At 34.7% G+C, this 13,233-nt stretch carries 14 protein-coding genes; 10 read left to right on the plus strand and 4 right to left on the minus strand.

What is annotated here, in order from left to right:
- Window positions 1-21: 21 nt before the first annotated feature.
- From ACP5Q2_RS01850 to ACP5Q2_RS01895, 10 genes are read left to right on the plus strand one after another with little or no spacing between them, the layout of a single operon-like run.
- Window positions 22-489: a Na+/H+ antiporter subunit E gene (locus ACP5Q2_RS01850; RefSeq protein WP_428096615.1), complete on the plus strand. Its 468-nt coding sequence runs from the start codon at window positions 22-24 to the stop codon at window positions 487-489.
- A 14-nt stretch (window positions 490-503) separates the two neighbouring features.
- Window positions 504-743 (plus strand): monovalent cation/H+ antiporter complex subunit F, encoded by a 240-nt coding sequence (locus tag ACP5Q2_RS01855; RefSeq protein ID WP_428096618.1) that lies wholly within the window; start codon window positions 504-506, stop codon window positions 741-743.
- A complete protein-coding gene (gene mnhG / locus ACP5Q2_RS01860) occupies window positions 740-1,048 on the plus strand; it encodes a monovalent cation/H(+) antiporter subunit G (RefSeq protein ID WP_428096621.1) in 309 nt (102 codons plus the stop codon). Before ACP5Q2_RS01855 ends, mnhG begins: the two co-directional genes overlap by 4 nt.
- On the plus strand, window positions 1,032-1,562 hold the full coding sequence (locus ACP5Q2_RS01865; protein WP_424604864.1) for a DUF4040 domain-containing protein: 531 nt from the start codon (window positions 1,032-1,034) through the stop codon (window positions 1,560-1,562). Before mnhG ends, ACP5Q2_RS01865 begins: the two co-directional genes overlap by 17 nt.
- Entirely contained in the window at window positions 1,559-1,978 is a 420-nt protein-coding gene (locus ACP5Q2_RS01870; RefSeq protein ID WP_424604865.1) for a Na(+)/H(+) antiporter subunit B, read from the plus strand. The genes ACP5Q2_RS01865 and ACP5Q2_RS01870 overlap by 4 nt, the downstream gene beginning before the upstream one ends.
- Complete coding sequence (locus tag ACP5Q2_RS01875) at window positions 1,971-2,366, plus strand: cation:proton antiporter subunit C (protein ID WP_424604866.1); 396 nt, start codon at window positions 1,971-1,973, stop codon at window positions 2,364-2,366. Before ACP5Q2_RS01870 ends, ACP5Q2_RS01875 begins: the two co-directional genes overlap by 8 nt.
- Window positions 2,356-3,849 carry a monovalent cation/H+ antiporter subunit D family protein gene (locus ACP5Q2_RS01880; RefSeq protein ID WP_424604867.1) on the plus strand — a complete coding sequence of 498 codons (1,494 nt, stop codon included), beginning with the start codon at window positions 2,356-2,358 and terminating at the stop codon, window positions 3,847-3,849. The genes ACP5Q2_RS01875 and ACP5Q2_RS01880 overlap by 11 nt, the downstream gene beginning before the upstream one ends.
- Window positions 3,846-5,327 (plus strand): monovalent cation/H+ antiporter subunit D family protein, encoded by a 1,482-nt coding sequence (locus ACP5Q2_RS01885; protein WP_428096625.1) that lies wholly within the window; start codon window positions 3,846-3,848, stop codon window positions 5,325-5,327. The genes ACP5Q2_RS01880 and ACP5Q2_RS01885 overlap by 4 nt, the downstream gene beginning before the upstream one ends.
- Window positions 5,324-5,587, plus strand: a complete 264-nt coding sequence (locus tag ACP5Q2_RS01890; protein WP_424604869.1) for a hypothetical protein — start codon at window positions 5,324-5,326, stop codon at window positions 5,585-5,587. The genes ACP5Q2_RS01885 and ACP5Q2_RS01890 overlap by 4 nt, the downstream gene beginning before the upstream one ends.
- The gene (locus tag ACP5Q2_RS01895) at window positions 5,577-7,358 is read left to right on the plus strand and encodes a Na(+)/H(+) antiporter subunit D (protein ID WP_428096628.1); all 1,782 of its coding nucleotides are present in this window, start codon (window positions 5,577-5,579) and stop codon (window positions 7,356-7,358) included. The genes ACP5Q2_RS01890 and ACP5Q2_RS01895 overlap by 11 nt, the downstream gene beginning before the upstream one ends.
- Here ACP5Q2_RS01895 and ppk1 read toward each other — a convergent pair.
- Genes ppk1 through ACP5Q2_RS01915 form a run of 4 tightly spaced genes read right to left on the minus strand, consistent with a single transcriptional unit; the run spans window position 7,348 to window position 13,077 of the window.
- A complete protein-coding gene (gene ppk1, locus ACP5Q2_RS01900; RefSeq protein WP_428096630.1) occupies window positions 7,348-9,345 on the minus strand; it encodes a polyphosphate kinase 1 in 1,998 nt (665 codons plus the stop codon). The two genes, ACP5Q2_RS01895 and ppk1, sit on opposite strands and share 11 nt — an antisense overlap.
- On the minus strand, window positions 9,338-10,852 hold the full coding sequence (locus ACP5Q2_RS01905) for an HD domain-containing protein (RefSeq protein WP_428096633.1): 1,515 nt from the start codon (window positions 10,850-10,852) through the stop codon (window positions 9,338-9,340). The genes ppk1 and ACP5Q2_RS01905 overlap by 8 nt, the downstream gene beginning before the upstream one ends.
- Window positions 10,849-12,375, minus strand: a complete 1,527-nt coding sequence (locus ACP5Q2_RS01910) for an HD domain-containing protein (RefSeq protein ID WP_428096635.1) — start codon at window positions 12,373-12,375, stop codon at window positions 10,849-10,851. Before ACP5Q2_RS01910 ends, ACP5Q2_RS01905 begins: the two co-directional genes overlap by 4 nt.
- Window positions 12,376-12,426: 51 nt before the next feature.
- Entirely contained in the window at window positions 12,427-13,077 is a 651-nt protein-coding gene (locus ACP5Q2_RS01915; RefSeq protein ID WP_424604874.1) for a J domain-containing protein, read from the minus strand.
- Window positions 13,078-13,233: the final 156 nt, after the last annotated feature.

Genomic DNA, 13,233 nt, shown 5'->3' on the forward strand with positions numbered 1-13,233 from the left:
ACATTGTTTGAAGGTGTAGAAATGAGATTTTTTGCTACATTAGTTATACTTCTTGGATACTGGTTTTTACTCTCAGGAGAGTTTACACCTATTCTGATTGTTCTGGCAATAATTTCAAGCATTATCGTTTCTTCTCTAACCAAAGATCTTTTTTTCCCGGAAAAGGTAAATATAAAACTTATTTTCAAAATATTTTTATATGTTCCTTGGTTATTTTGGCAGATAGTCCTTGCTAATATTGAGGTGTTTAAGATATTGATAAAGCCAAAACTTGATATAGACCCCAGTATGGTGGAATTTGAGCCGATGGTCAAGTCGGATATCGGTATTACTTTACTTGCTAATTCTATCACACTGACACCTGGTACAGTTACAATATTTGCAGATAGGGATCATTTTTTTGTTCATGCGCTTGGACCTCAATTTGCCGAGGGATTAAGTGGTGGTGAGATGGAGAAAAAGATTTTGGAAATTGAAAAATATCTATAGTGTTGAAAATTAGCATGGTTATAATTTTGTTGGCATCATTTTTTAGTTTGTACAGGCTGATAAAAGGTCCTACTTTTTTTGATAGGGTATTGACCGTAAATCTTATAGGAACAAAAGTGGTTGTTTTACTTGTACTTATAGACTTTCTATACGATAGGCCTGAGTTTGTGGATATTTCTCTTGCTTATGTTTTGATAAATTTTGTTGGTACAATCGCCATTTTAAAGCTAAAGGAGAAAGGGAGGCTGGATTGATAGTTGTTACAGGTGTATTGTTGATAACTGGGTCGATTTTGATATTCATTTCATCATTAGGACTCATTAGGATGCCTGTTTTTTATACAAGGATACATGCAGCAGGTAAGACAGATACTCTTGGTCAGATTTTAATACTTCTTGGTCTTATTTTGTATAAGGGGTTTTCTCTTATCTCTGTTAAACTTTTGTTTATATTGGCTTTTGTATTCATAGCAAATCCTACAGCAACTCATGCCCTTGCCCAGGCTGCTTATCGTATGGGAGTACCATGGTGGAGAAAAAAGTATGACAGTGATAATTGATATACTTTTTTTGACATTTCTAATTATTTCGGCATTTTTATCTGTTTATTTTAAGGATTTACTGAATTCTACGATTTCCTTAAGTGCTTATTCCTTTTTTGTTGCAGTTTTGTGGACTACTTTGAATGCCGTGGATGTTGCCTTTACAGAGGTTGCCGTTGGTGCTGGAGTAAGTACAGTACTGCTCCTGGCGGTTTTATCTAAAATCGATAGAGTGGAAAAAAATCAGATTACTAAAGATAGAAAGATAATTGCTTTAACAGTTATATTTATCACGGGATATCTTTTACTACTCGCCACACAGGATATGCCAAATTTCGGGGATCCAGGCTGGGTGACAAACAGATATCTTATACCAGATTATATTGAAAGGACTTTTAGGGAAACGGGGGCACCTAATATTGTTACAGCAATTTTAGGTAGCTACAGAGGATATGATACAAATGGTGAAACAACGGTAATTTTCATAGCAGGACTTTGTGTATATATGATCTTGGGGAGAGAGTCGAAATGAAAAGACATATCGTTTTGGTGATGGCCACCAGGATTATGGTTCCATTTATACTTATCTTTTCTTTGTATGTCCTTGCTCATGGGGAGATAAGTCCTGGAGGAGGTTTTCAGGGAGGAGTAATTTTTGCCGCCGGATGGATTCTGTATTCCATGGTTTTTGGAAAGGAAGAGTTTTATAGGAGAATAAGCAGAAATATGCTTTTGGCATTTACTGCAATCGGTGTGATGATATACACATTGGTGGGGTATGTTTCGATGTTTAATGGGGGAACATATCTTGAGTATGCAAAACTGCCTGGGTTGGATATGAAAACAGGTAATTCCATCGGATTACTTTTAATAGAAATAGGTGTTTTCATAACGGTTTTTAGTGTTATGTTGTTACTCTTCTTTGAAGTGGGAAAAAAAGATGGTTGATATTATCAATTTTATTGTGGGCAAATACAACTACATTATTGCTATTATCCTGATGTTGATAGGTCTTTATACTACGATTGTAAATGGCAATCTTTTCAAAAAAGTTGTGGGTCTTAATATATTGTCAACCTCTATAATTCTATTTTACATATCTATATCCAAGGTCAAAGATGGATCTGCTCCGATATACTCTGAAAATGTTATTAGATATGACAATCCGTTACCACATGTTTTGATGCTTACTGCTATAGTTGTGGGGGTTGCCGTTACAGCGGTTGCTCTTTCTATCATTATTAAAATCAACGAATTTTATGGTACTGTTGAAGAGGATGAAATTGTAAATTATAATCAGAGATCTGTAAAGGATAGAGAAGAAAATGAGTTTTAATTACAATCTCAATCTTCCGGCGCTTGTCATTGTGGTACCCTTAGTAAGCTCAATGATAATGGTATTGGTGGGAATTTTCAATAGAAAGCTGGTTTCATATATTTTTCAATTGGTGGCGATTTTGACTGCTATTTTTTCATATCACCTGATTCTGAAAGTTTATAATGAGGGGGCAATTAGATATTTTTTTGGTAATTGGGCTGCACCTATTGGTATTGAATACCATGTCGATATGTTTAATGCTTTTTGTATATTGGTTTTGTCTTTAATCTTTGCAGTTATGAGTTTTTATTTTCCTAAAGTTGTGATAAAGGAGATACCAAAAGAGAAATCTCACATCTTCTATGCCGTCACCACTTTGTTTATGACTGGTCTTTTGGGGATAACGATAACAGGGGACCTCTTTAACATATACGTTTTTATGGAGATAGCTTCCATTACCGCCTATGCTCTAATTGCAATCGGTGGGAAAAAAGAGTCTTACGTGTCAAGCTTCAATTATTTAGTCTTAGGTACGATCGGTGCCTCATTTGTGGTATTGGGGATAGGTTATCTTTATATGGCCACAGGTACCTTGAATCTGCTTGATATGCAGCAGAGACTTGTACCTATGTATGATTCGAAAATTGTTATGGTTGGTGCTGCTTTTATTTTTGTTGGATTGAGTATGAAGATGGCTCTTTTTCCTCTTCATAGCTGGCTTCCGGGGGCTTATGCCGATTCCCCTTCCCCTGTGAGCGCACTGATGTCAGCCACAAGTACAAAGGTAATGGCTTATGTAATGGTTAGATTTATGTATTCTGTGTTTACCACAAGTTTTGATATAAAAGTTTTGCCAGTGATGGATATCCTTTTTTATATGTCAATAGCTGCGGTTATATCAGGATCTTTTTTGGCAATAGGGCAGGATAATATCAAAAAAATGCTTGCCTACTCATCGGTGGGGCAGATAGGGTATATTGTAATGGGTGCCACTATGCAATCTTCTGCTGGTATGATAGGTGGATTGTACCATTTTATGACCCATGCTATATTAAAGGGTGGGTTGTTTTTAGTTGTGGGTGTCATTTTTTACAACATGACTACTGTAAAAATTGTAGATTTGAAAGGTCTTTATAAAAAGATGCCTTTTACATCATTTGCCTTTTTAATTTTTGCTCTCGGAATGATAGGTATCCCCACAACGGCAGGATTTATTAGCAAATGGTATCTGGTGAAAGGGGCTCTAGAGACAGGTAAGATTGTGGGTGCGGTGGGTATTTTATTAAGCTCATTACTTACAGCCATCTATTTCTGGCGTGTAGTTGATAATATCTTTTTCTATAAACCTGAAGGTAACATAGAAAGACTTAAAGAGCCGCTGTCACTTATGATACCAACGTATGCATTAGCATTTGCTACATTTATTTTTGGTGTTTATCCATATCAGGTGATCGATTATCTGGAGAAGGTGTCTAAGATTCTGATGGAGATAGGAAAATGATCGATAAAGTATCATCATCCCTTCCGGTTTATGCTGTATTGGTATCGCTTATAGCTATTATCCCTATCGTTTTAAATGATAAAAGACCCAACTTGAGGGAGTTTTTCTCCATTTTGGCAGCCGTCATAAAATTTTTGATCATAGTAAATATCTACTTCCTGGTGAAGGATGGGAAAATAATAGAATATCAAATTGTTGAGTTTTTTCCAGGCTTGTCTATTAAGTTTAAGGTGGATACTCTTGGAATATTCTTTGCTCTTATGGCATCATTTTTGTGGATTCTGACAACATTTTATTCTATTGGATACATGAGGGATGGGGGTGAGAAAAATCAAACTCGATTTTATGCTTTTTTTGCATTATCCATGTCAGCGACAGTTGGGGCGGCTTTTTCAGGTAATTTATTAACGCTATACATTTTTTATGAAATAATCACCTTTTCCACCTACCCTCTTGTGGCACATAAGCAAACTAAAGAAGCTATAGAAGGTGCTCATAGGTATCTTGCTTATCTACTTATAACATCGGTTCTATTTTTTATGCCAGCAATGATATATGTGTATCTCAAGACTGGAAGTCTGGAATTTTCGTCATTGGGGTTATTTACAAATTACATTGGCGGTAAGCTTGTGATTACATCTGTTCTTTTGATGTTTGTATTTGGTTCAGCAAAAGCCGCAGTAATGCCATTTCATCTATGGTTGCCTTCCGCAATGGTGGCTCCTACACCTGTAAGTGCTTTGCTGCATGCGGTGGCGGTTGTTAAAACAGGAGTATTCGTTGTAATTAGAGTTTTTCTACATATTTTTGGGGTAGATTTTTTAAAGAACTTTTCTTATTCAGAAGTTGTTTCAATTTTGGCTGCTTTTACGATTATTGTTGCATCAATGGTGGCTTTGAGGCAGGACAATATAAAGTCAAGGCTTGCCTATTCCACAATCAGTCAGCTTTCATACATAGTACTGGCGGTTTCTCTTTTATCCGATAAAGCTGTCATAGGTTCCATTATGCACATTGTTGCCCATGGTTTTGCCAAGATTACACTTTTCTTCTGGGCAGGAGCTATTTATGTTGCTTCCCATAAAACTAAGGTAAGTGAACTGAATGGTATTGCCAAAAGTATGCCTCTTACGATGTTTGCTTTTACAATAGGTGCCATTTCAATGATCGGTTTTCCTCCAATGGGTGGATTTGTCAGTAAATGGTATATCGCAAACGGTGGTGTGGAAAGTGGAAATTTATGGATTCTGATAGTGTTGTTGGTGAGTGCTCTGTTGAATGCTGGTTATTTCGTTCCGATATTTATCAGAGCATATTTTAATAAAGCTGAAGAAGATGGACATAATGAAGAAGCATCTCCTTTTATGGTAGTACCAATGTTGTTAACGGCTATATTAACAATTGTTCTATTTTTTTATCCTGATATATTTTTGCAACTTGCCGTCAACACTGTAGATTTACATGGAGGTGGAAGATGAAGAAGGAGTTTGATTTTTTTGATAAAGAGGAAAATATAAAAATATTACAAAGGTGTTTCTATTTTTTGTTATTTTTACTTGTGATACTCGATATTTTTGTGGAGAAGCATCCCCATTACGGTTGGGAAAATCTTTTTGGAGCCTATGCATTATATGGTTTTTTTTCATGTGTGTTAATAGTTATCGTGTCTAAGTTTTTGGGTAAATTATGGCTTCAAAAACCAGAGGATTACTACGATAGGGGTAAATATGATATTTAATCTCCCGGCGTTTTCGATATTTTTTGTGGGTGCTCTGTTGCTTTTACATTCTAGAGGGAGAGTGCATAAGTATCTATTTATCATGATACCTGTTGTGGCATTTTTCTCAGTTTTGAATGCACCGGAAGGTGTATCATACTACTATAATTTTTTGGGACTTGAGCTTAAGGGAGTTTTCATTGACAAACTGAGTAAAGTCTGGGGCTATATATTCGCAATTATGGCCTTTTCTGGGGCTATTTTTGCTTATCATAATGATGATCACAAAGAAAATGTTTGGACAACATTGTATGTAGGTAGTTCCTATGGGGTTATATTTGCTGGGAATCTTTTAACCTTGTTTATATTCTGGGAATTGATGGCCATATTTTCCACTATGATAATCTTTGGACGTAAAACAGAAGCTGCTAAGGGGGCTGGCTTCAGATATCTTTTGGTGCATGCATTTGGAGGGCAATTACTTTTTGCAGGCATAGTATTATATTTTTATCAGACAGGTAAACTTGATTTTGGATACATCGGTTTGAATAATCTTGCCACTCTTCTTATAATGTTGGGTTTTGCCATAAATGCAGCGATACCACCATTTTCCGCGTGGTTATCAGATTCCTATCCAGAGTCTACAGTAACAGGCACAGTTTTTTTAAGTGCATTCACCAGTAAAACTGCCGTTTATGTGTTGGCCAGGGGATTTCCGGGGGAATCTATTCTTATGTATGCCGGTGCTATCATGACGGTTTATGGAATAATTTATGCCATATTAGAAAATGATATGAGGAGAGTATTGTCCTACAGCATTATAAACCAGGTGGGTTTTATGATAACTGGGGTAGGACTTGGTACTCAGATGGCTATAAATGGTGCTGCTGCTCATGCTTTTGCACACATACTTTACAAAGCTCTTTTAATGATGGGGGCGGGGGCAGTGTTATTCAGAACAGGTATAAGCAAAACATCACAATTGGGAGGACTTTATAAAACAATGCCTCTAACTCTACTTTTTAGCTGTGTTGGTGCGGCGGCCATCTCTTCTTTTCCCCTCACAAGTGGGTTTACAACTAAGTCATTGATAATTGCTGCATCCGTACAAGAACATAAATCCATTATTTATCACATACTTTTGCTGGCTTCTGCCGGAGTATTTTTGCATGCGGGAATTAAATTCCCCTATTTCGTATTTTTCCATAAAGACTCCGGTTTAAGGCCTAAAGAAGCTCCTTTTAATATGCTTTTGGCCATGGGGTTTGTGAGCTTTTTATGCATCTTTTTAGGGATATATCCGGATATTTTGTATAAAATCTTACCATATCCCGTTGATTATGTACCATACACCCCATCACATGTGTTACTACAGATGCAGATACTTATGTTTTCTGCTGCAGCGTTCTTTTTTATGCTTCCAATGTTAAAACGGACTGAGACTATTACACTTGATACAGATTGGTTTTATAGAAAGGGTGCCACTTACATGGTCAAATTTATAGATAAATATATTGTAAAATATGGACAGAGTTTTAAAGAATTTATTTTTGTGAAAGCAACTCAAAAACTATCTATGCTACTATCAAATCCTTCTGGTCTAACAAAAGTGCTTTACAATTTAATTTATTATAAAGTGTTTGAGGATGATAAGGATAAATATCAGGAAAACTTAGAAAAGCTCAGGAATATAAGATCTGTAAAAACAAACATCCGGGTAGGAGATTCGCTCCTCTGGGTGATGATATTTTTATTTTTTTATCTATTAGTTTACTATATCTCTAAAGTATAAATGTTAGCTTCTGCATCTCTTCCTGTAGGTTTAATCTATCTGATTTAGCAATCTGTTTTTTGTAGATACCGTTTTGGCTCAGAATCCAGGATTTCTGGTTATCTTTTAAATTCAATTGGAGATAATCATATAATTTTTCTTTTAATTTATGATTTTTTATTTCAAAAAGTACTTCTACTCTTTTGTCTAAATTTCTAATCATCCAGTCGGCTGTTGAGAGAAATATTTTATAGCTCCCTTTGTTATGAAAATAAAGAACTCTCGGGTGTTCAAGAAATCTTCCGATTATACTTTTTACTTTAATATTTTCGCTCAACCCTTTTACACCAGGTACGAGGGAGCATATACCTCTTATGATCAGATCTATCTGCACACCTGCGGCGGATGCTTCATAAAGCTTTAGTGTCAGAGCTTCATCGTACAAAGAATTTAACTTTACAATTATTCTTGCGGGGCTACCTTTTTTTGCATTTTCAATTTCGTTGTCTATGAGGTTGTAAAGTTTTTCCCTGAGATAGATTGGTGCTACGATAAGTTCATTCCACCCGAGCGGATCCGAATAGCTCATTATAAAATTGAAAAGGTTTACAACGTCAGAGCCTATGGCGTCATTAGATGTAATAAAATCTATATCTGTGTATAGATTGGCTGTAAGCTCATTGTAATTCCCTGTGGAAAGATGAGTATATCTTACAATTTTCCCTTTCTCTTTTTTTACTATGAGTAAAGCTTTGGCGTGTATTTTAAGATCTACAAATCCGTAGGAGACAATACAACCTGCATGTTCAAGTTTCTTTGCCCATTCAAGGTTCTTTTCTTCGTCAAACCTTGCCTTTAATTCAATCACCACACATACATGTTTTCCAGCTAGGGCGGCTTTTTCTAACGATTTTATGATGGATGAATCTTTGTTGGCTCTGTAAAGAGTCATTTTAATTGCTATTACATCTGGGTCGTCAGCCGCTTCTGAAACCATCTGGCTTACAAAAGTAAGATCATTGTAGGGTCTGAAAAGGAGGATATCATTGTTTTTTATGTAGTTAAAAATAAATTTTTTTTCATTTAAATTAAGACTACTTTTTTTAATTCCGGGATATCTGTGTTTATCCATCGGTATGTCTATATTTATAAGGAACTTATAATCTATGATTTCATTCACTTCGTAGAGTCCATCCTCATTCAATTCAAATTCTTCCATCAGCATCGATATCGATTCTTTTTGAAATCTACCCAGGACTTCCATCCTTACGGGTGAACCAACAGCCCTTTTTATAAGTGAATTTTGTATCTCTTTGTATAGATCTTCCACCTCTTCACTATGGAAGTTAAGGTCAGCATTTCTTGTAATTCTGAATAAAAAAGATTCTACAATTTCAAAGTTTGGATATATAAATTTTAGAAACCTTTGAATAATAGTTTCAGTTAAAAAGATATAATAGCTTTCCCCCTGTTGGAATATAAAGAATCTTTTTAAGGATCCAGGTATAATGATTATAGAATGAAAAATTTTCCCATCTTTTTTTACAGTTGAAAAGATATTAATATTAAGATTATGTATAAAAGGGAAGGGGTTAGCGGGACTTATTGTGATTGGAGTGATCACGGGTAGAATTTCATTAAAGAAAATACTATCAATGGGGAAGAGGTCATAGTCTAAATTGAAAAATACCTTTTCTTTGTTTAATTTTGTTAAAATCTCTGAAAAAATGTCGGATTGTTTTTTTATCAGTGCAAGTACCTTTTCACGGATTTTTGATAATTGATCCGAAGGTGTTAATCCGGAGAGGTCCCTCTTGTTGTATCCAGATTTCATCTGATCTATCAAACCAGCCACCCTGATCATGAAGAATTCATCCAGATTGGATGAAAATATCCCTATGAATTTCAATTTTTCCAACAGGGGGAGATTGGGATCTGTTGCTTCCAATAAGACTCGTTCGTTGAAGGCAAGCCAGCTTAGTTCTCTGTTGAAAAATTTATTATTCATAACCTATCTTTGCCTCGAAAAGAATTGGAATACCAAAAATTTCAAGGAAGTCTCTATTTTTACGATTGAAAACCTTTTCCTCTATATAAGGGATATCCTTAGAAATGGCAGTGATCTTTATCACATTATCACTGACAGAGACATTTATATCCTGAACGATCTGCATGTGGCTTGCATCAAGGGCGTCAGCAATCTTAAGAATCGCTACAATTTTTTTAATCACCAGTTGATCATCTGGGGATAATTGGTTGAATATATGATCTGATTTTACTTTTTTCCCCCTGTGGAGATATGAAATAACTGAAATTATCCGCATAGCATTTTTATCATACCCGGGCATTTTAAAAGAGCTTATTATATAGGATGAATGCTCATGGTGGTTGTGTATATCGATATAATATCCTATGTCATGGAGCAAAGAGGCTGCTTCTAATATGAATTTTTCTTTATTACCAAGGGAATGAAGATCCTCCAGTGCATCAAAAAGCTTTAATGAAAAATTAGATACCTGTTTGGCATGTTTTTCATCTAAGTTGTACTTTTTACCGAAATGGAGAAGGTTCTTAATTATTTTTTTTTGTAGGTTATTTTCTTTTATCTTTTTTGAGTAGTAAAGTAGAAGTTGGTGGGGGAATGTCTGTTTACTGAATATCATCTCTTTTGTTCCAAGCATATTCATAATCGATAGGTATAGCCTGACAGTGGGGAGAAATATCTCACCGTTGTAATCACTTACCTTTAATTCTTGTGATATGGCAGCTGGTTCTAAAAATTTCACTTTGTTGTATAGTTTTTCCAGATCACTCTTTTTTATGGTGTTGCTTTTGGGATACGTTACCTCTGTTAATAGGTTTATGGAACTTCCGGAGCCTATTAGATATTTTATTTCGTTTATCCCTTTACAATATTGTTTGATCTGGTTTGTAAGCTTTTCAGCATAGATATCAAAGGCTCTGTGTTTTAATTCATTTTTAATATTTTTTACATATTCCGCAATGCGGAGACTTCCATAGGGGAGGACGGATGAAAAAAGGTTTATTCCATTTTTAAAAATGTTTATTCCAACATTACCGCTGGAGAAATTTAGTAGCAAAACCCCTTCTTCTTCGAACTTTTTGAAATCTTTGATGTCGTTTTTAATGGCTAAGTATTTTACGTATAATTCTTCTAATTCATCAATTATATTTAGCTCAATGCCGGTTTTAGTTTTGATTCTGTCTATAAAAAAATATTTATTATCGGCATCTCTTACCCCACTGGTGCATATGGCTTTGTAGTTTTTCCACAAATCGTATTCCGTAAGTTTATCGGCAAATTTTTTCATAATATCCACAGCTTTGTTGAGACTCTCAAGGGTAATATAGCCTTTTGAAAAGGTATCTCTACCTAATCTTAGAGGGGAAACTAAATATTCTAATAACGTTTCTTTTCCATTTACAAATTCACTGATTTGCATCCTGACAGCACTTGCACCAACATTAATAACTGCGTATAGAGAGCTTTTCATACAATTGTCACCTTAAAACCTGTGTATTTTTCAAGAAAGTCTTTTTTTTCATCAAAGTTGCTTTTTTCCATTGAAATATCACCCTGATGGATGGGCTTAAATATTATGTTATCTTCGATAATCTCAATCTGAATATCTTCAACTTTACCTTTATGAGTTCTATCAAGAGCGTCAGCGACTCTCAGGATAGCGGCTAATTTAAGGGTGACTTCGATATCTTTTTTCTTTACCAGACTGTATAATGGATCAGTTTTTTTGGGAAATCTTTTTCGGTGGTATCTGGCGATCTGACTTATGATGGCTCTCTCATAGCTGTTGAAGCCTGTTAGATCTGTGTTTAATATCAAATATTCACTATGAAGATGATGTTTTGATAGAGATATGAAATTGCCAATGTCGTGGAGAACTGCAGCGGCATGTAAAATCTCTTTGAACTCTTTTTGAATACCCAACAGAGTGTGAAGTTTGTCAAAGATTATAACTGCAAGTTGTGACACTTTCAATGCATGCTCCTCGTTGAAATGGAATTTGTTGCCTATTTCTATCAATCTTGCCTGGTTTACATCGATCTCTAAGGTTTGAAATGGTAGATGGATACCATATCTGTTTAAAGTATCTATAATCAAGCCGGTTCGCAATCCTCCAGAAAATGTATAGAATCCGGATCTTCCGGTGAGCTCTAATATCTGATCAATCTGGATGGCAATTGGTAGCAAAAGATCGGCTCTTTTTTCCTCCACACCCTTTATCTTAGAAATGGAGGATATCTTTTTTCTTTTGATTTCATTTATAAAGGATCTTAAAAAATCTCTTGTTGTGTATTTTATCTGGGAAGTGTGATCTTTTTTTTCCCGCAGATATGCAACGGTGGAGAGATTGTTTGATGTACCACCGGTACAGATGATCACATCCACATCATATTCACTTAGATCTGACAATTCTTTCCTTATGAAGTGTTTTAATGTTTCCACCTCTTCAAATTCTGGTGGATCGTTTTTTAAAAAATTGTGCTTAATTCTTGCCCCACCTAATTTTTTTGTCATTATGCTTTTTATTTCACCTTTTTCAGATAGAATAAACTCAGAACTTCCGCCACCTATATCGGTGATAAGGGAGTTGTATTTTTTGAGATTAAAGCAGCTCTTTACACCTAAAAAAGAAAGCTTCGCCTCATCTTCTCCATCAATTATTTCCACTTTTATGCCGCTTTTCTGGTGGATATCCTCTATGATTTTTCCACCATTAGGAGAGGATCTCAGTGTGGCAGTGGCAACAGCTCTGTAACTTACAACATTATATGAATCCATAAGTGTCTTAATTTCCATAAAGGATCTGTTCAATTTTGAAATGGAGTTTTTTGTAAGTTTTCCATTTTGAAAGAGGTCATCCCCTATTCGAATAAGATCTTTGTATTCACATACGATTTTATAGCTTTTTTCAAAAACTGTTGCAATTTGCATTCTAAGACTGTTGCTTCCAAGATCGATGACAGCAATGTTTTGATTTAAGATATTTTTATCCATACTAACTAGATTAACATATTTTATAAATTTTACAATGAAAATAATCTATGATTATGATTTTTTAAACATTGATAACATTTTTTTTACAATCGATTTAGGTTCAAGTTCGTCTATGATGTTGTCTATGTCTTCCAGATTATACCCCATCTCTTTTGCTTTTTTTAAATAAAATAATGCCTTTTCATTATCCTTTAATAAATAGTAACATTTTCCTATCAAAAACAGATTCTCATTCCTCAAAGACTCTACCTTGATCAATTTTTGGCAGTACTCAAGAGCCTCCATCCATCTTCTATTCTTCGTAAAAAGACACCTTATTATGCCTCTTATATATTTTGGATTATCTTCCTGTTTTCTATGACAAATAAGAAAACAGTTTAATGCAGAGTTGATATCACCTTTTTTGAAATAATGGATACCGTTTAGGTAATAAGATTCAAGATTAGTTTCTTCATTATAACTGGTTATGGAATCATCTTTTTTAAAATATATCTCGTAGTTGTTGGTTATGTATTCATAAGCCTCTTTAATTTCTTGAAACTTTTCCAAAGCATTCTGGTAAGCCTCTTGGCCGAGGCTAATATGTTTATCCGGATGATACTCTTTCACCAATTTTAAATAACTCTTTTTTACATCGTCAAATGAGAAATTATATCCAAGGTTTAATAAATTTGCATAATATTCAAACTTTACCTTATCCATCTAACCCTCGTTTATTCAATTATAGCATATATAAAATAAAATATCAAAAAAAAGATTAGTTTAGTCATATTAAATTTTGTTAACTTATTTTCTTTTGTAACACACTAGTGTATAATATTTTTTGATAAGTATGTTCTTCTCTGATTAATTTTTGTT

Source organism: Calditerrivibrio sp. (genome assembly GCF_049968475.1).
Classification (GTDB): Bacteria; Chrysiogenota; Deferribacteres; order Deferribacterales; family Calditerrivibrionaceae; genus Calditerrivibrio; species Calditerrivibrio nitroreducens_A.